Annotated in this window: 15 protein-coding genes; 8 read left to right on the top strand and 7 right to left on the bottom strand. The window is 65.0% G+C overall.

The annotated features are described in order from the left end of the window. Positions 1–299 (top strand): GGDEF domain-containing protein (locus tag PHP91_RS06885; RefSeq protein WP_300138846.1); only part of this gene is annotated, 299 nt, incomplete at its 5' end. Between the two features lie 5 nt (positions 300–304). Next, positions 305–856: a DUF922 domain-containing protein gene (locus tag PHP91_RS06880; RefSeq protein ID WP_300138843.1), complete on the top strand. Its 552-nt coding sequence runs from the start codon at positions 305–307 to the stop codon at positions 854–856. 105 nt (positions 857–961) lie between these two features. Here PHP91_RS06880 and PHP91_RS06875 read toward each other — a convergent pair whose 3' ends face one another. The 7 genes from PHP91_RS06875 to PHP91_RS06845 form a co-directional block, all read right to left on the bottom strand. Further along, positions 962–3,292, bottom strand: a complete 2,331-nt coding sequence (locus PHP91_RS06875; protein ID WP_300138840.1) for an FAD-dependent oxidoreductase — start codon at positions 3,290–3,292, stop codon at positions 962–964. 22 nt (positions 3,293–3,314) lie between these two features. Further along, positions 3,315–4,949 carry a glutamate synthase-related protein gene (locus PHP91_RS06870; RefSeq protein WP_300138837.1) on the bottom strand — a complete coding sequence of 545 codons (1,635 nt, stop codon included), beginning with the start codon at positions 4,947–4,949 and terminating at the stop codon, positions 3,315–3,317. Beyond that, on the bottom strand, positions 4,913–6,049 hold the full coding sequence (locus tag PHP91_RS06865) for a glutamate synthase (protein ID WP_300138834.1): 1,137 nt from the start codon (positions 6,047–6,049) through the stop codon (positions 4,913–4,915). Before PHP91_RS06865 ends, PHP91_RS06870 begins: the two co-directional genes overlap by 37 nt. Before the next feature lie 368 nt (positions 6,050–6,417). After that, positions 6,418–6,819, bottom strand: coding sequence for a type II toxin-antitoxin system HicB family antitoxin (locus PHP91_RS06860; RefSeq protein ID WP_300138831.1), 402 nt, complete (start codon positions 6,817–6,819; stop codon positions 6,418–6,420). Between the two features lie 10 nt (positions 6,820–6,829). Then, complete coding sequence (locus PHP91_RS06855; protein ID WP_300138828.1) at positions 6,830–8,107, bottom strand: MltA domain-containing protein; 1,278 nt, start codon at positions 8,105–8,107, stop codon at positions 6,830–6,832. Beyond that, positions 8,098–9,228: an AI-2E family transporter gene (locus PHP91_RS06850; RefSeq protein WP_300138825.1), complete on the bottom strand. Its 1,131-nt coding sequence runs from the start codon at positions 9,226–9,228 to the stop codon at positions 8,098–8,100. Before PHP91_RS06850 ends, PHP91_RS06855 begins: the two co-directional genes overlap by 10 nt. Before the next feature lie 33 nt (positions 9,229–9,261). Beyond that, entirely contained in the window at positions 9,262–10,836 is a 1,575-nt protein-coding gene (locus PHP91_RS06845; RefSeq protein ID WP_300138823.1) for a hybrid sensor histidine kinase/response regulator, read from the bottom strand. A gap of 407 nt (positions 10,837–11,243) precedes the next feature. Between PHP91_RS06845 and PHP91_RS06840 the strand changes: the two genes are divergently transcribed. The 6 genes from PHP91_RS06840 to pseB all read left to right on the top strand — a co-directional run bounded on the left by PHP91_RS06840 (position 11,244) and on the right by pseB (position 17,931). Then, the gene (locus PHP91_RS06840) at positions 11,244–12,107 is read left to right on the top strand and encodes a transporter substrate-binding domain-containing protein (protein WP_300138821.1); all 864 of its coding nucleotides are present in this window, start codon (positions 11,244–11,246) and stop codon (positions 12,105–12,107) included. A gap of 70 nt (positions 12,108–12,177) precedes the next feature. After that, positions 12,178–13,188: an ABC transporter permease subunit gene (locus PHP91_RS06835; RefSeq protein ID WP_300138818.1), complete on the top strand. Its 1,011-nt coding sequence runs from the start codon at positions 12,178–12,180 to the stop codon at positions 13,186–13,188. Between the two features lie 2 nt (positions 13,189–13,190). Beyond that, positions 13,191–13,922: an amino acid ABC transporter ATP-binding protein gene (locus PHP91_RS06830; RefSeq protein ID WP_300138815.1), complete on the top strand. Its 732-nt coding sequence runs from the start codon at positions 13,191–13,193 to the stop codon at positions 13,920–13,922. Positions 13,923–14,123: 201 nt separating this feature from the next. Beyond that, entirely contained in the window at positions 14,124–15,239 is a 1,116-nt protein-coding gene (locus PHP91_RS06825; RefSeq protein WP_300138812.1) for a bifunctional glycosyltransferase family 2/GtrA family protein, read from the top strand. 13 nt (positions 15,240–15,252) lie between these two features. Beyond that, positions 15,253–16,734: a glycosyltransferase family 39 protein gene (locus tag PHP91_RS06820; RefSeq protein ID WP_300138809.1), complete on the top strand. Its 1,482-nt coding sequence runs from the start codon at positions 15,253–15,255 to the stop codon at positions 16,732–16,734. Between the two features lie 210 nt (positions 16,735–16,944). Further along, positions 16,945–17,931, top strand: a complete 987-nt coding sequence (gene pseB / locus PHP91_RS06815) for a UDP-N-acetylglucosamine 4,6-dehydratase (inverting) (RefSeq protein WP_300138806.1) — start codon at positions 16,945–16,947, stop codon at positions 17,929–17,931. Position 17,932 lies beyond the last annotated feature (1 nt).

Raw genomic sequence — 17,932 nt, 5'->3', positions numbered from 1 at the left:
TCCTCAAGGCCGTGTCAAGAGCCATCGCGGCCACCATCCGTCCCTCCGACCTGCTCTCCCGCTGGGGCGGCGACGAATTTCTGATCCTGCTGGACGGCAAGGACTGCGAGGCGGAGATCCTGGCCACCCGCATCCGCGACGCCGTGGGGAAAGCCCATGACGTTCCGGTCTCCTTCAGTTGCGGCATCGCCCAATACCGGGCGGGCGAGGACATCGACACCCTGTCGCACCGGGCCGACCGGGCCATGTACAAGGCCAAGAAGAACGAGACGCAGTGGCTCGCCGTCGACAAGGAGTGACCCCGGTGCGCCGCCTGACGCCCCTGCTCGCCCTGCTCGCCCTGTTGCTGACGCCCGTCCGGGCCGGAGCCGGAGTGACCGTCTCCACCAGCGAAGACCACTATGTCGTCGAGGGCTCGACCCGGGCGCAGATCTCGCGCTTCTATCAGCAGCGCGAGACCAGAAGCGCGGCCTCCGCCCGGCCATCCTTCAAGTATTCCTACACCTGGCGGCAGCAGGGCGGCATGTGCACCGTCACCGACGTGAAGGTCCACCTGCACCTGCTCTACACCTATCCCCGCCTGGCCAGCGCCACGGGGCGGCGCACCGCCCAGTGGTGGAACGACACCCTCAAGCAACTGACCATCCACGAGCGCATCCACGGCGACATCGCCCGCGACGCGGCCAAGGAGCTGGAGCGGGAGCTGCTGCGCATCCGCGACGTCCCCTGCTCCGCCATCAAGGAGAAAGTCAAATACCGGGCCGAGCGCGTCTTCCAGGACCACCAGCGTCGGCAGGAGGACTACGACCGGCTCACCGAGCACGGCCTCAAGCAGGAGCGCCACCGGGGCGACTGAGCCCCCTCCCCCTCGTCCGGCGAATCGATCCGGCGAACCGATCCGGCATGAAAAAAGGCGGCGAATCGAAGTTCGCCGCCTCTGTTTTTTCCTTGTGCCGCCAGCCTATTCCATGGGCGCGGGATTCTTCATGTCCCAGATGCCGCAGGGGCAGGCGTTGGCGCAGAAGCCGCAGGCGATGCACTTGTCCGGGTCCACCACGCGCTCGAAGCCGCCGTCGGGCAGCTCGTTGCGGGTGATGGCGGCCTGGGGACAGACCGTGTCGCAGATGTAGCAGTCGCGGCAGGAACCGCAGGAGGAGCACTCGGCCCCGCACTGGTTCATGTCGCTGAACTCGACGACGCGCGGGTCGAAGTACTCCAGCGTCATGCGGGTGTAGTCGATCATCTCGCGGGTGTCGGAGAGCGGACGGCGGCCGTTCAGGAGGTCGTCGATGACCTCGGCGGCGCGTCGGCCGTTGCCGATGGCGTTGGTGATGAGTCCGGGCCGGACCACGTCGCCGATGGCGAAGACCTTGGAGTCCGTGGTCTGGAAGTCGTCGTTGACCACCACGTAGCCCCGGTTCTGGGCGATGTCGGCGGGCAGGAACTCCAGCTCGGGCGCGTCGCCGATGGACATGATGACCGTGTCCGCCTCCAGCAGCTCGCCGGACTGAAGCAGCACGCCCTTGTCCGTGATCTCCTTGGTGAAGCAGGGCCACTTGAAGCGCGCCCCGGCGGCCTCGGCGTCCTTGCGCTCCTTGCCGAAGGAGGCGGGCTCCTGGATGTCGATGAGCAGGACGTCCTCGGCCCCGGTCTTGAAGGCCATGGCGGCCACGTCGCAACCCACGTTGCCCGCGCCGATGATGACGACCTTCTTCCCGACCTTGGCGGCGCCCGCCTTGACGTCCTTGAGGAAAGTCAGGGCGGGATAGATGCGCTCGTGGCCGGGCACCGGGATGATGCGCGGCTTCTGCGCGCCGGTGGCGATGACCACGTAGTCGTATTCGTCGCGCACGGCCGCGAAGTCGTCGGCCTTGAGCTTTTGCTGAAGGTGAACGTGCGGCAGCACCTCGGCGGCGCGCTTGACCTCGGCCTCCACGACCTCTTTGGGGACGCGGGTGTAGGGAATGGCCGAGACGATCTTGCCGCCCAGGGTCTTGTCCATGTCGTAGACCACGGCCTCGTGGCCCTTCATACGGATCTGCCAGGCGACCGAGATGCCCGCCGGGCCGCCGCCGATGACGGCCACGCGCCCGCCCGAGAGGGGCGGCAGCTTGGGGGCCTTGGACTTGTGCCCCTCGCGGCCGAGCTTGGTGATGTCGATGGCGGCCATGTGCTGCTGGGTGTTGCGGGTGCAGCCCTGCATGCACAGGTTCGGGCAGAGGTAGCCGCAGACCGTGGCCGGGAACGGCGTGTAGGCCAGGGCCAGGTCCACCGCCTCGTCCACCAGGCCGTCGCGCACCAGTTGCCAACGCCGCTGCACGGGCATTCCCGTGGGACAACTGGACTGGCACGGGGCCATGTACTTGCGGTTTTCCCACACCGGCACCTTGCGGCGCAGGTCGCCGTGCACGATGAGCGGGATGGGCGAACGGTCCAGGCTGGTCAGGTCGCCGATCAGTCCGCCGCGCCCCAGCTCCGCATCCCAGACGCCGGTCCGGAAGTCGGCCATGGAGCGGCGGGTCTTGCCCTTCTTCTCGAACGGGGTCTTGGCCCGGATGAGCTGCCACTCGTCGCGCCTGGTCAGCCGCGGGAGCAGCCGGGTACGCTTGATTTTCTTGAGGAAGTCCTCCAGCCCGGCGGTCAGCCAGGCCCAGGTTTCGTCGTCGATGGGCTCCTGGACGGCGTCGGACCGCGAGAACCCGTCGATGGGCCCGCGCACGAAGACGCGGCCGCCGACCATGCCCACGCAGGGGCGGTAGCCGAGAACGTTCTTGGGGTTCTGGGCCTCGTGGCCGCAGATGACGGCCGTGCCGCCCGCCATGAACTCGGCGAAGTAGTCGCCCACCGAGCCGAGCACCCAGAGTTCGGGCGCGTCGAAGCGCGGGTTGGTCTTGGTCATGGTCATGCCGCGCGAGCCGATGTTGCCCGCGATGAAGACCTTGCCCTGGGCCATGGCGTTGCACGCGCCGTTGCTGGCCTGGCCGTGCACGATGATCTCCGCGCCCGCGTTGAGCCAGCCGACGTCGTCGGACGTCTCGCCCATGATCTCGATGGTCGTGCCGGGGAACCCCTTGGAGCCGATGCGCTGTCCGGGCGAGCCGGTGATGGTCACGTGGATCGGCTCGTCCTTGGAGACCCAGAGGCGTCCGCCGATGCCGTGCTGGCCGAGCGCGTCGATCTCCAGCTTGCGCGCGCCCTTGGCGACCGCTTCCTGGATGCGTTTTTCAAGCAGACGGGACTCGACGCGCAGGCCGTCCTCGCTGCCGCTGATGCGATATGTTCTTTTGGCCATTTTGCTACTCCGTTCCTGGGCGTTAGATCACGTACTTGATGCCGAGACGGTCGGCGGCATCCTTGTCGCTGATGCCGAGGGCGTCCGACATGCCGATGGGCAGAGAGGTGGACCGGCCGAGCGGCGCGAACACCTTGCGCAGTTCCGTGTCGAAGCTCAGGTAGAAGTCCACCACGCGCTCGGCCACCTTTTCGGGGTCGAGACGGCGGTAGAGCCTCGGGTCCTGGGACGTGATGCCCTTGGGGCAGACGCCGATGTTGCAGACGTTGCAGCGGTCCTTTTCGCTGCCCAGGCAACCGGCTCCGGCCTGCATGACGTACTTGCCGATCTGGACCATGGACGCGCCGAGCATGATAAGCGCCGCCGCGTTGGCCGCCAGGTTGCCGTGCTTGCCGATGCCGCCGCCCGCGATGAGCGGAATCTCGTTCTGGGCGCCGGCCGTGCACAGGGCGTTGTAGCAGTCGCGAATGCTGGAGGCGATGGGATGGCCCATGTGGTTCATGGAGATGTTGTAGGCCGCGCCCGTGCCGCCGTCCTCGCCGTCGATGGCCAGACCGGCCGCATACGGGTTGCGGACCAGGTTGTTGAGCACGGCCATGGAGGTGGAGGAGGCGGAGATCTTGGGATAGACCGGCACGCGGAAGCCCCAGGCCATGGACATGGACTGGATCATCTTGGCCACGGACTCCTCGATGGAGTACTGGGTCTGGTGCGTGGGCGGGCTGGGCAGGCTGACGCCCTTGGGCACGCCGCGGATGGCCGCGATGAGCTTGTTGACCTTGTACCACATGAGCAGGCCGCCGTCGCCGGGCTTGGCGCCCTGGCCGTACTTGATCTCGACGGCGCAGGGGTCCTCCTTCATCTCGGGGATGGCGTGGATGATCTCGTCCCAGCCGAAGTAGCCCGAGGCGATCTGAAGGATGACGTATTTGAGGAAACGGGAGCGCAGCAGGCGCGGCGGACAGCCGCCCTCGCCCGTGCACACGCGCACCGGCATGTTCAGCTCCTCGTTCAGGTAGGCCACGGCCATCTGGATGCCTTCCCACATGTTCGGGGAGAGCGCGCCGAACGACATGCCGCCGATGACCAGGGGGTAGATTTCGCGCACCGGCGGCATCCACCCGTTCTCGCGCAGGGCCTTCAGCTCCGCCTCGGGCGAGAGCACGCGGCCGAGCAGCGTGCGCATCTCGAACTCGTGGCGGCCCGCGTCGAGCGCCGGGTCGGTGAGCATGGAGATGCGGATGAACTTGATCTGGTCGAGCAGGGACTCGCTGTTGTTGCGCCGCCCGCCCCGGGTGCGGGACTGGCCGCCGCGGTTGTTCTGGAACTCCAGGGTGGTGGAGTCGTACTGCCGTTCGGGCCTGATGGCGTTGTTCGGGCAGACCATGTTGCACATGGCGCAGCCGATGCAGGAATAGGCCGGGTCCGTGCGCTGGCGAATGCCGTAGAAGGTGGAGAAGGTCGTGGTCGGCTTGGCGGAAAGGCCCATGGGCGCGTTGATCTCACGCTTGCGGAACACGCCGAGCTCGATGGCGTTGACCGGGCAGACCGAGGTGCAACGCCCGCACTTGGTGCAGGTGTTGATGTCCCATTTGATCTGCCAGGGCAGGTCCTTGACGCTTAGCGTTGAAGGCGTAATGGGTCTTTCTGCGAGCATTTGGTTACCTCCCGGCAGTCAGGTCTGACGATGGCCGTATCGAGATGCATGGGTTGAAAGTCTTTGCTTTTGTCGCGCTCGGGGATGGCGGCGTTGAGCCCGCATATTTCCGAGGAGAAGGCGTACATGCCGATTTCCGGATTGCCGCCAACCACGCCGGGCCGCAGCTTCTTGCGGTCCTGGACCATGAACATGGAGCCGTCGTCCAGGCAGCCGATGACGCAGTTGGGGCCGTCGATGATCAGCTTGCGGCACGACTTCTTGAGCCCGGAGAGGAAGGCGCGGTCCGGATGACCGGCCATCTCGTCGTCGTTCATCGGGGTGATGACGTGCTTGTAGGCGGAGATGTCGAGCCCGAGCTTCTTGGTGGAGAAATGGGCGATGTGGGTGAAGACCTCGGAGTCGGAATTGTATCCCTCGTAGCCGGTGACCCCGCGCGACTGCAAATACTCGCGGATGGGCACGAAGGCCGTGTTCTCGCCGTTGGTCATGGTGGACACGCCCTCGATGAAGAACGGATGGCAGGCGTAGAGGTTGATGGCGTAGTTGGTGTTCTGCCGCCCCTGGGCCAGGATGTGGCGGGCGTAGAGCTCCTCGCGGCCGAGGCGCAGGTACTCGCCGATGGCGAGGGGGTCGCCCACTTCCTTTATCATGATGGTGTCGGGCCAAAAGGAGAAGACCATGATGTCGTTCTTCTGCTCGCCCATGGCGCGCAGATCGAGGCGGATGCGCACCAGGCGGCTGCCCAGGTCGTCCTTCGAGAGCTTCTTCATCTCCGCCGGGACTTCAAAGGCGATGGAGGCGTAGATGCCACGCTTGGGCGTGCCGAGGGGCGGTTCGGTTTCGGGAGTGAACAGGACGGAATACTTGCTGTTGAAGCCCTTGTCCGACATGTAGTCGAAGACCCGTTTCAGCCCGGAATCGCTGAAGATGCCGGACAGGATGGGACATTCACCGAACTCCTCGAAAGGTCCGCCAAGACCGCTGAGGAACAGGCCGACGCCGGAACCGTCATGCCCTTCCTTCATCACGTTGAGGGCGTCGATGGCGCGCATGGGCGACACCGGATCGCGGCTCGTGAGTGCAAATAAACGGCACATTTTCTCTCGTCACTCCACGGTTGAACGTTATGGCCGGGAAACTGGCATCATGTGCCAAAAACGACCCGCAAAACACGATCCAACTCCGTCATCCCGTCGGAGACCGCAGGTCATTCACATTTTTGCAAGAAAAATCGAATTAATTTTTCATGCAACTGTGCAGGAGCCAGTTCCCGCCCCGGACGAGGACCGTAGACCAAAAGGCAAAAGCGCGCAAGCTGTAGGGAAAACCTATTTTTGACAACAATGTCGAAGGCAGAATGCCAGTACTGACGGGGATTCCGGGGGGAAAATACGAAAAGTCGCCGGGGAGTGGCGAAAATTTCCATCCCCCCGGCGATCCGGAATGACAAAAAGGTAGGAAGGAATCAGCGGCCGAAGACGTCCTCGCGCAGGGCCAGGCGCGCGGCGGCGGCCAGGAAGTCCGCCGGGGAGACCCCGTGCAGGTCGGCGTATTTCTCGATGCGGGCGAGCAGGTGGCGATGCATGGCCACCTCGAACTCCTCCCAGTCGCCGCCGTCCCCGGCCACCTCGATATTGATGGCCCGCCTGTCCCCGCTCTCCGGCCGGGCCAGGATGGCCTTCTTGGCCGAGGGCTCGGGCAGGGACGCCCCTTCCTCGACCAGCATTTCCACATAGGAGGCCAGGGCCTCGTGGGCATGGTCCACGGCCTCGTCCAGGTCCTCGCCAAAGGTGACGCAATCCGGAAAATCCGGAAAGGTCACGGAGAAACCGCGTTTCTCCTCTTCGAATAACGCCACGTATTGCATTGATCGTCTCCTAATTGACCGCCGTTTCGGCGGACGCCATGGCCTGCCGGCTGACCAGCAGGAAAACTTCGGAAGGCTCCTGGAGATGCCCGGCCAGGTGCTCGGCCTCGGGCGAGGAGCCGCAGAACAGGTCCATGCGCGTGCCCTGGATGGCCCCGCCCGTGTCCTGGGCCAGGACCAGGGTGCGGAACGGCCGGGATTTGCCGGTCTTGCTGTCGCCGAGACGGGTGGAGAGCACGCAGGCTCCGCCCAGCGGGATCATGGACGGGTCCACGGCCACGCTGAGCCAGGGTTCGAGCAGAAGGTTCGCGGCCCCGAACGGCCCCCGGTCCGAGAGCCGGAAAAAGACGTAGCTGGGATTCTCGAACATGAGCTGGCGCGCCTCCTCCGGGTTGGCGCTCAGGAACTGGCGGATGCGCTGCATGGACATCTCCTCCCTGGGCACCAGGCCGCGGCTGATGAGCACGCGTCCCAGCGAGACGTAACGGCGGCCGTTGCGGCCGTTGTAAAGGATGTGACGCGACGTGCCGTCGGGCAGGACCAGCCGCCCCGATCCCTGAATCTGGAGAAAGAAGACGTCCACCGGGTCCTTGGCCCAGGCGATCTCGTAGCCCTTGCCGCCGATGGCGTCGTGGGCGTCGATGGCCCGCCGGTCGGGATAGGGCTCGATGCCGTCCGAGCCCATCCGATAGACCAGCCGCTGCCCGTTCCAGCGGCGATGGAACTTGCCCAGGTCCACCACCTGGAGGTCGTCGGGCATGCCGTAGAGCGGGTAGCGGTAGGTGTCGTCGGGCGTGAGCGAGGCGTCCAGCCACGGCTCGTAGTAGCCGGTCAGCAGCGTGTCCGGGGAGACCCGAAGCCAGCGGAAGCGCTCGGCCAGCAGGCCGGGCCGCCGGTCCAGCCGGGGCAGGATGGCCATCAGCTCGGCCACGCTGTCGCCCAACTGGCCCCAGGTCAGGGTTAGGCCGGGACGACGGACGCAGACCGCGTCCGATTTCTTCTTGAGGATATACCCCAGGTTGTCTTCCAGGGCGGACCGGTACTCGGTCCAGGAGCGAAAACCCTGTGAGGTCGGGGAAAGATTGCGGGAGATGCGCCGCGCGTCGCCCTGGCGCAGGATGCGGTAGAACGGCGGCGTGTCCTGCGCCGGTTGATTGTCCCCGGCCGACGACGGGGCCGGGTGCCGGTCCGACTGCTGGTCCGGCGGCGGGGGCGACTTGGGGCATCCCGCCAGCGGGACCGTCGCCAGACAGAGGCACAGAAGAAGCAGTATTCTTGCTATCCGCATGATTCCTCGTCCAGGGTGTCCTTGAGGTCCTCGGCGTACTCCTCGACGTAGATGTGCAGCATGACCATGACGAAGCTCAGGATGAGCGGCCCGTAAAGGATGCCGAGCATACCGAAGGTGTACACGCCGCCGAGGATGGCCAGAAAGATGTAGAAGGTGGAGATGCGCGCCGCCTCCTTCATGAACAGGGGCCTGAGCACGGTGTCGATGCCGACCACGAAGACGCCGAACCACAGGCCGAGGAACAGCGCCATCTTCCAGTCGCCCGACAGGAGCAGGTAGCACATGGCGGGCACCCAGACCAGCCCAGTGCCCACCACAGGGATGAGCGAGGCCAGGGCCACCACGGCTCCCCAGAAAAAGGCGGGAATACCGGCCACGGCCAGCCCGATGCCGCCCGCGACGCCCTGAAGCACGGCCACCAGCAGGGAGCCCATGAGCACCCCGCGCGCCACCCGCCTGAGGGACTCGATGATGAAGTCCTCCTGGAGCGGCCGAAGCGGCGAAAGGTGCTTGAGGTAGGCCACCATCTTGGCCCCGTCGCGCAGGAAATAGAACAGGATGAAGACCATGAGCAGGAAATGGAGGATGAGCTTGGCCGCGTTGCGCACCAGTTCGGTGCCGTAGCCGAGCATGGCCTGGGCGAACTGCTTGGAATACTGGATGATGCTCGCCTGTATGTCGAGCTCGTTGATGTGCAGGGACGGGAGCTTGGCGTGCAGGATGGCGATGTAGTGGTCATAGGCCGACGAATTGATGAAGGCCTCGTAGCCGCCCTTGGCCACCCAGGCGTTGAGCGCGCCCAGGGACTGCACGCCCTGGCCGATGAGGGCCATGAGCAGAAAGGTCATGGGCAGCAGCAGGCAAAATACGATGACCGCCACGGTGAAAAGCGAGGCCACGGCCCGATGCCCGCAGAAGCGCTTCTGCGCCCATGCACTGACCGGCGAGAAAAGCACGGCCAGCACGGTGGCGAAGATCAGGGTGTGGATGAAGGGCTCGACGATGGAGAACCCGAGGTAGAGCGAAAACAGCAGCAGGACGATGAGAAACGCCTTGTAGATGCCGCCGGTGAAAAACGGTGACGATCCGTTGGTGTCGAGCAGTTTTTTGGGTTCCATATGGTTGAGAGTATGACCGGAATCGCGGACAAGTCAATCGCCCTGCACAAAGGTTGCGGCGAACGCCTCCTCCCCGTCCCTGCCGTCCAGGATCGACTGGATGATGGCGGCCACGGTCCCGATGTCCACGGGCTTGGGCACGTAGTCGGTCATGCCCGCGTGCCGGCAGCGCTGCTCGTCGCCCCACATGGCGTGGGCCGTCAGGGCCACGATGGGCACAGCCGGGGCCAGGCAGCCGGTCTCCGGACGGCGGATGGCACGCGTGGCGTCGATGCCGTTCATCACCGGCATCTCCACGTCCATGAGCACGATGTCGAAGGGGGCGGCCCGCAGGGCCTCCACCGCCTCCAGCCCGTTCTCGGCCAGGGTGACCGCGCAGCCCATCTTTTCCAGCAGCCGGGTGAGGTAGCGCTGGTTGACCGTCTCGTCCTCGGCCACCAGGACCCGGGCCCCGGCCAGAGGCTTGTCCTCGCCCATGGCCGTCTCCAGCGGAGAGCGCGTCTCGTAGCGGCTGCGCCCGAGCGGGATGGCGAAGGAAAAGGTGCTCCCCCGCCCTTCCCGGCTCGCGCAGTGCACCGTGCCGCCCAGCATGGTCACCAGCCGGTTGACGATGGCCAGCCCCAGGCCGAGGCCGCCCGAGGTGTGGGCCAGGTGGTCGCCCCCCTGGACGAAGGATTCGAAGATGGCGTCCATGCGGTCGGGCGGGATGCCGACGCCGGTGTCCTGCACCAGCACGCGGACCTGGACGACATCCTCCCCCGGCGCGCCGTCCGGGCCGGGCTCCGGCGAGACGTCCACCATGATCTGCCCCGAGGCCGTGAACTTGACCGCGTTGGCCAGGAGGTTGCCCAGGGCCTGGCGGATCTTGCCCGCGTCCCCGCGCAGCCAGCCGGGCATGGCCGGGTCCAGGGTGTATCCGAGCCGGACGCCCTTGGCAGCGGCGGCCCGCCGATGTTGCGACAGCACGCCCGTCAGCAGGTCCTCCATGCGGAAATCAGCCTCCCTGAGCCGGGGCGAACTCGCTTCCAGCCGGGAATAGTCGATGATCTGGTTGAGCACGGAAAGCAGGGACTGGGCCGACTGCCGGATCAGGTCCACGTTCTCGCGATAGGGCTCCTCCAGGTCCGAAAGCAGGAGCAGTTCGGTCATGCCGAGCACGCCGTTCATGGGGGTGCGCAGCTCGTGGCTGATGGTGGCCAGGAAGGAGGTCTTGGCCCGCTCGGCCACCAAAGCCTCACGCCGGGCGCGGCCCAGGTCGTTCAACATGCGCCGCTTCCAGAGCTCCAGCTCCGCGGCCGCCCGAAGCTGTACGGCCGTCACCGGCCTGCGCAGGCGGCCCACCGGCACGCCGTCGGGCCAGACGCCGCCCTCCCGCTCCGATCCTGAGGTCATCAGGATGATCGGCAGCCCGAAAAAACAAGCCTCCCCGGCGCATTCGCCGCGCAGCCCCGCGTCCAGGAGCACAAGGTCGGGATGCGTCCCGTCCGCCAGATCCCGCGCCTCCCGGACCGTAGCCGCCTCTGCGGCCAGTTCCCACCCGGCCCCGGCCACCGCGTCCAAGGTCGTCCGCCGGGCCTCTTCGTCCCGCTCCACCACCAATATGCGCATCTGTCCTCTCCCGGCTCGCCTGCGGGCCCGCCCGGGCCCATGACTGTCCCCACCCTACCGCCACCCCGCAGAAAGACAATTATTATCAGGGACGACTTCCTGCAACGCTCCTCGAACAACCTTCCGCCGGGAATACCGGCTGCTGCTCCGCCATGAACTTCGTTCGATTCCAGCCCTCCGAAAAAACACAATGATCGCCATCGGCAAAAACGGCACTCGATACGGCGGGCAAGAACTAGCCTTGTATTTTTCACCAGTTGCGGATATGAAGGACTGTCGTCCTGCGGAGTAGCCCCTTTCTGGACGACGCTTGTCATTAGGACCATGGGATTGAGGGAAGCGGTTCAACCCGGCCGTTTGCCTCATGAAGAGGTATACCAACCCACCCTGTTTCATTGGAGGAAAGGATGAAACGTCTCATTACCCTGATCGCCGTGATCAGCACCATGCTCTTTCTTTTCGCGTGCAGCCAGCAGCCCCAGCAGGCCCAGGCCACTAAGGAGGACGTCAACGTCCGCCTCGAACTCCAGAAGGCTTCCACCCTTGAGAAGATCGTCAACCGCGGCTCCCTGCGCGTCGGCACCGAGGCCGGCTACATGCCCTTCGAGATGACCGACAAGAAGGGCAACGTCGTCGGTTTCGACATGGATCTGCTGGCCGAGATGGCCAAGGCCATGGGCGTAAAGCTTGAAATCGTCAACACCGCCTGGGACGGCATCATCCCCGGCCTGATGTCCGACAAGTACGACATCATCGCCGCCGGCATGACCATCAACCAGGAGCGCAACCTGAAGGTCAACTTCGCCGACCCGTACATCATCGTCGGCCAGACCGTGCTGCTCAACCCCAAGTTCGCCGATGAAATCCACTCCTGGAAGGATCTGAACGATCCCAAGTACACCATCACCTCCAAGCTCGGCACCACCGGCGAGCAGGCCGTCAAGCGCCTCCTGCCCAAGGCCACCTACAAGTCCTTCGAAATGGAGGACCAGGCCATGCTGGAGACCCTGAACGGCAAGGCCGTCGCCACCGTCTACGACCTGCCCATGTGCTCCATCTTCTACACCCAGCGCGGCAAGGAAGCGGGCATGAAGTTCCTGGACAAGCCCTTCACCTACGAGCCCCTCGGATGGGCCATCAACAAGGGTGACCCGGACTTCCTCAACTGGCTGAACAACTTCCTGCGCCAGATGAAGAACGACGGCCGTTACGAGCGGATCTACAACAAGTGGTTCGGCTCCAACGACTGGTACGAAGAAATCGCCCACTAATGACACTACGGGGGCCGCTTGCAGCGGCCCCCGTTCGTTTTTTTTTCGCTAACTATTTCGAGCTGTCCCTATGAAGAAACTCCCCAAGGTCGGCTCCCTCAAGGGGCTCGACAAATCCGTCATGTGGAAAGCGCTGTACGCTATCCTGATGGCCATCGTCTGCGTGGGATTCTACTGGTCCACCACGCAAACCAACTATATCTGGCACTGGAACCGGCTGCCCAAGTATTTCTACTACACCGACACGATCAACGTGAAGGCCGAGATCGAGGGCGAAGTAGCCACCATCACCCGCTCCAGGGGCGAGGCCGTGGTCATCGTCAAGGGACCCGACGGGACCGACCACTACACCATCCCCGGCGAAGACCTGCGGGTCAAGGAAGGCGACACCCTCTACATGGGCGACGTGATCGGCGTGTACCAGGAGGGCAAGATAGGCCTGCTCACCGACGGCCTGATCATCACCATCGAGGTCAGCATCGTGTCCATCCTGCTGGGCATCATGCTCGGGCTGTTCACCGGCCTGGCCCGCATCTCGACCAACCCGTGCGTAAAAGGGCTGGCCATCACCTACATCGAGATCATCCGGGGCACCCCGCTGCTGGTCCAGATCATGATCTGGTACTTCGTGCTCGGCACCATCATCAACAACCTGCTCGCCAAGGCTGGGCTGTTCCAGATTCCGGAGCTGTGGTTCGGCGTGGCCTCCCTGGCGATCTTCGCCGGGGCCTACGTGGCCGAGATCGTCCGCGCGGGCATCCAGTCCATCGACCGGGGCCAGATGGAGGCGGCGCGCTCGCTGGGCATGCCCAAGTCCATGGCCATGCGCAAGATCATCCTGCCCCAGGCCTTCAAGCGCATCCTGCCCCCGCTGGCGGGCCAGTTCATCAGCCTGATCAAGGACTCCTCGCTGCTCGGCGTCATCGCCATCCGCGAGCTGACCAAGGCCACGCGCGAGGCGGTCACCACCAGCCTCATGCCCTACGAACTCTGGTTTCTGTGCGGCATCATGTACCTGGTCATCACCTTTGCCCTGTCCATGTTCGTCCAGTACCTTGAAAAACGGACGGCGGAGGCTTAGCCATGATTGATGTAAAGAACATATACAAGACCTTCTTCGTCCCCCACGAGGTCCAGGCACTGCACGACGTCACCTACCACGTCGATCCGGGCGAGGTGGTCGTGGTCATCGGCCCCTCGGGATCGGGCAAGTCCACCTTCCTGCGCTGCCTCAACCGGCTTGAAAAGGCCGATTCCGGGCACATCGTCATCGACGGCACGGACATCCTGAACCCCAAGACCAACATCAACGCCGTGCGCATGGAAGTGGGCATGGTCTTCCAGTCCTTCAACCTCTTCCCGCACCTCACCGTGCTGGAGAACGTCACCGTGGGCCAGACCTCGGTGCGCAAGCGGGGCAAGAAGGAATCCATGGAAAAGGCCATGACCCTGCTCAACAAGGTCGGCATCCACGCCAAGGCCGAGAACTACCCGTCCCAGCTCTCGGGCGGGCAGCAGCAGCGCGTGGCCATCGCCCGCGCCCTGGCCATGGACCCCAAGGTCATGCTCTTCGACGAACCCACCAGCGCCCTGGACCCGGAAATGGTCGGCGAGGTGCTGGACGTCATGAAGACCCTGGCCAAGGAAGGCATGACCATGGTCGTGGTCACCCACGAGATGGGCTTCGCCCGCGAGGTGGCGGACCAGGTCGTGTTCATGGACGAAGGCAAGATCGTTGAGGTCGGCACCCCGGAGCACTTCTTCACCAACCCGGAGAACGACCGCACCAAGCTCTTCCTGAGCCAGATCCTGTAAGGCGTCGAACAGCACATCCGGGCGGCTTGCGGAACTCCGCAGGCCGCCCTTTTCATTGCCTCCGGGGCCCGCCCGCAACTATTGCGGCGGGGTATCATGTATGGTAATCAGGCTCGGCATCGCGGCACCGGCCAGCGGACCGGCTTTTCCGGCAAGCGCCCAGACCGGGCGCGCGCCCAAAACAACAATACGAGTTCCCGCATGAGCGACGTCACCTTCGACCGGCCCTTTGTCTTCACCGTGGTGGTTCCCTGCTACAACGAGGAGGAAACCCTGCGCCCGAGCGTGGAGGGCCTGCTGGCCATCCAGGACGAGCGGCTCACCCTCGAAGTCATCATCGTGGACGACTGCTCCAGGGACGCAAGCCGCAAGGTCGCCGAGGAACTGGCCCGCGAGCATTCCTGCATCCGCCTGCTCAAGCACGAGGCGAACCAGGGCAAGGGCGGCGCGCTCCAGACCGGTTTCGCCGCCGCCACCGGCGAGTTCGTGGGCGTGCACGACGCGGACATGGAGTACAACCCCATGGACCTGCGCCAACTCCTGGTCCCCCTGGTGGACGGCCGGGCCGACGCCGTGCTCGGCTCCCGCTACCTGAACGCCACCGGCACCCGCCGCGTGCTCTATTTCTACCACACCATGATAAACAAGGGGCTGACCTTCGTCTCCAACCTGTTTACCGACCTGGACCTCACGGACATGGAGACCTGCTACAAGGTCTTTCGCCGCGAACTGATCCAGTCCCTGAACCTGGAGGAGAAACGGTTCGGCATCGAGCCCGAGATGGTCTCCAAGCTGGCCCACTCCAAGGCGCGGGTCTACGAGCGCGGCATCTCCTACGACGGCCGCACCTACGAGGAGGGCAAGAAGATCGGCTGGCGAGACGGCGTGCGCGCCCTCTACTGCCTCTTCCACTACAACGCCCACTGCGCGCCGCTGCCCCTGCAACTCCTCATCTATTTCTTCATCGGGCTCACCGCCGCCATCGTCAACACCATCGGCTTCCTGGCGCTGCTGCCCGCCATGTCTGCCGGGGCCGCCGCCACCGCAGCGTTCATCGTGGCCGCCGCGGTCAACTACTGGCTGTGCATCAAAATCCTCTTCCGTCACAAGGCGCACTGGAGCGCTCCGGGCGAGCTGGCCGTCTACGCCGCGTCCGTGGCCGTGCTTTGCATGGTGGACGTGGGCATCACCGTGGGGCTCATCGCCCTGGGGGCCTCGCCGCTGGGCGCCAAGCTCTTCGCCACCCTCATCGGCTTCGTGCTGAACTTCTTCGCCCGAAAGCTCCTGGTCTTCCGGGAGGGCAAGCTCAACCTCTAACGGACGGACGCCCATGCTCTCCCAACGCCCCCGGAACGAACATACCGCGCTCATATTCCTGGGCATCGTCCTCGTCAGCGTGGCCGTGCGCCTGCTCACCGCCGAATACGTGGACATCGGCGGCGACAACTTCGAGAAGTGGCACCAGGTCAACGCCCTGCTCACCACCGGAAGCTACACTTTCTGGTACCAGCAGACCGTGCGCTGGGGCATCCTGCTCCCCCTGGCCGGGCTGATGAAGGCGTTCGGCCTCAACCCGGTCATCATGTACGTCCAGCCCGTGCTCTATTCGTCCCTGGCCGCCGGGCTCGTCTTCCTCATCGGCCAGCGGCTGCACAGCCGGGAGCTGGGCGTCACCGCCGCCCTGGCCGCCATCGTCTTTCCCCAGATGGCGCAGACCGGCAGCCAGCTCTGGCCCGGCGTGTTCGAGCTGTTCCACCTCTGCCTGTGCCTCTGGCTGATCCTCATCTGGCTGGACACCCGCTCCACCCCGGTCCTGGCCCTGGCGGCCGTGGTATTCTTCCTGGGCTGGGGCTGCCGGGTGACCATGATCTACGCCGCGCCGGGCCTGGCCCTGCTTCTCTTCCTGCCCACCTTCCGCTTCCGGCCGGTCTTCCTCTTCTTCCTGATCTTCGGCGTGCTCTGCACCGTTGAATGGGCGGTCTTCCGGCAGCTCACGGGCAACCCCATGGGCCGCATCGGCATCATCGCCGCCACCCATCTCAAGACGGCCGGGCTCGGCATCTCGCTCCACGACTACCTGCTGAACATCAAGGCCATCGTGAAGCTCAAGGGGCTGGTGGCCGTCTGGGCCCTCTGCCTCATCGCCGCCCTGCACAACGCCCTTGACCGCGACCCGCGCTGGCGCGCCCTGGGCCTGCTCTACGCCATCCACGCCTTTCTGCTGCTCTACATGCTCTCCAGCTTCTCGCCGCTCAAGCTGGCCATGCCGGTAGGCACCCGTTTCTGGGGCGTCATCGCGCCCGTAGGCCTGCTTCTGCTGGTCCGCTCCCTGTTCGTGCTCCGGGGAGCCCGGCCAAGGACGGCCAAGGCGCTCCTGGCCCTGGTCTTCATCGCCTTCCTCGCCTTCACCGCCAAGAAGATTCCGCCGGTCAACTCCCTTGTCCAGCTCGATTGCGACTACCGCCTCCTCGCCCCCCTGCTGGCCGAGAAAAAACCCATCCTCATGCACTACGAGCACTGGCAGCCCGACCTCATCGAGAGCAAGATCATCAGCCTGTTCACCGGAACGAAGGGGAAGCGGGTCCCGCGCGAGGACCACGTCCTGATGGCCATCCAGCGCAACGAATACCGCACGGCGGCCCTGTTCGTGACCGACGTCACGGCCCACGACGACTTCATCGGGCCGGAGCGCCTCAAGCGGGTGGACTACACCTCCTTCCTGCTCGTCCCGAAGGGATGCGACCCGGCCACGCCCCCGGCCGCCGAAGTCTGGTTCGGCCGCAAGCTCCACCGGGCCGAGCCACTGCCGTGAAAAAGGCGGAGTGAACGGAGCGGCGGCCTCCGGCGGGCGGCAAGCCGACGACAGGCGAACCCGCGGGACGCCTCCGGCGCGTGCTGCGGCTTGACACCGTGCCGTCATCGACTATTACTATGCACGGCATTTCGGCATGGGCGGAGGTCGCCTCGCTCTGGCGCACATCCCCCAGACATGAACACCCATCAACATCCTAACGGGATACGAATGCTCAACAACAAGACCATCCTCATTACCGGAGGCACCGGCTCCTTTGGCAAGAAATTCGTCAAGATGACGCTGGAGCGCTACAAGCCCAAGCGCCTCATCATCTTCAGCCGGGACGAGCTCAAGCAGTTCGAGATGGCCCAGGACTTTCCCATGTCCGACACCTCCCCCATCCGCTTCTTCATCGGCGACGTGCGGGACAAGGAACGGCTCTACCGCGCCTGCCGGGGGGTGGACGTCATCGTCCACGCCGCCGCCATGAAGCAGGTGCCCGCCTCGGAGTACAACCCCACCGAGGCCATCAAGACCAACATCTACGGCGCCCAGAACCTCATCAACGTGGCCTCCGACCTCGGCGTGGAATGCGTCGTGGCCCTGTCCACGGACAAGGCCGTGGCCCCGGTCAACCTCTACGGCGCAACCAAGCTGGCCTCGGACAAGCTCTTCGTGGCGGCCAACGCCTTCGCCCTGGGCCCCCGGTACTCCGTGGTCCGCTACGGCAACGTCATCGGCAGCCGGGGCAGCGTGGTTCCCTTCTTCATGAAGAAGCGGAAGGAAGGCGTGCTCCCGATCACCGACGACCGCATGACCCGGTTCTGGATCACCCTGGACAAGGCCGTGGAGATGGTCTTCCACGCCATCGAGTGCTCGGCCGGTGGCGAAATCTACGTTCCGCGCATCCCGAGCATGAAGATCACGGACCTGGCCACGGCCATCGCGCCCGAATGCGGGCAAAAGGTCGTGGGCATCCGCCCCGGCGAAAAGCTGCACGAGTGCATGATCCCGGCCGAGGAGTCCCACAACGTGGTCAGGACCGACACGGGCTACATCATCCTGCCCATGTCCGACGTCCTGCGCTACAAGGGCGACATCAGCCGGTACGAGAAGGTCCCCGAAGGTTTCGCCTACGGCTCCGACACCAACGACGACTGGATCTCCATCGAGGAATTCCGGGCCGTCCTCAAGGAACAGGGTTTCGAGATATAGC

Origin of the sequence: Pseudodesulfovibrio sp. (genome assembly GCF_028692895.1) — a bacterium.
GTDB lineage: Bacteria > Desulfobacterota > Desulfovibrionia > Desulfovibrionales > Desulfovibrionaceae > Pseudodesulfovibrio.
The sequence above is the reverse complement of the archived record's forward strand: the minus strand, read 5'-3'. Positions and strand labels throughout refer to the sequence as shown.

Coding starts and splice junctions, on each gene's coding strand:
- PHP91_RS06860 (WP_300138831.1), bottom strand. CDS start 6,819: ATGCAATACGTGGCGTTATTCGAAGAGGAGAAACGCGGTTTCTCCGTG.
- PHP91_RS06840 (WP_300138821.1), top strand. CDS start 11,244: ATGAAACGTCTCATTACCCTGATCGCCGTGATCAGCACCATGCTCTTT.
- PHP91_RS06845 (WP_300138823.1), bottom strand. CDS start 10,836: ATGCGCATATTGGTGGTGGAGCGGGACGAAGAGGCCCGGCGGACGACC.
- PHP91_RS06870 (WP_300138837.1), bottom strand. CDS start 4,949: ATGCTCGCAGAAAGACCCATTACGCCTTCAACGCTAAGCGTCAAGGAC.
- PHP91_RS06825 (WP_300138812.1), top strand. CDS start 14,124: ATGAGCGACGTCACCTTCGACCGGCCCTTTGTCTTCACCGTGGTGGTT.
- PHP91_RS06850 (WP_300138825.1), bottom strand. CDS start 9,228: ATGGAACCCAAAAAACTGCTCGACACCAACGGATCGTCACCGTTTTTC.
- PHP91_RS06855 (WP_300138828.1), bottom strand. CDS start 8,107: ATGCGGATAGCAAGAATACTGCTTCTTCTGTGCCTCTGTCTGGCGACG.
- pseB (WP_300138806.1), top strand. CDS start 16,945: ATGCTCAACAACAAGACCATCCTCATTACCGGAGGCACCGGCTCCTTT.
- PHP91_RS06820 (WP_300138809.1), top strand. CDS start 15,253: ATGCTCTCCCAACGCCCCCGGAACGAACATACCGCGCTCATATTCCTG.
- PHP91_RS06835 (WP_300138818.1), top strand. CDS start 12,178: ATGAAGAAACTCCCCAAGGTCGGCTCCCTCAAGGGGCTCGACAAATCC.
- PHP91_RS06865 (WP_300138834.1), bottom strand. CDS start 6,049: ATGTGCCGTTTATTTGCACTCACGAGCCGCGATCCGGTGTCGCCCATG.
- PHP91_RS06875 (WP_300138840.1), bottom strand. CDS start 3,292: ATGGCCAAAAGAACATATCGCATCAGCGGCAGCGAGGACGGCCTGCGC.
- PHP91_RS06830 (WP_300138815.1), top strand. CDS start 13,191: ATGATTGATGTAAAGAACATATACAAGACCTTCTTCGTCCCCCACGAG.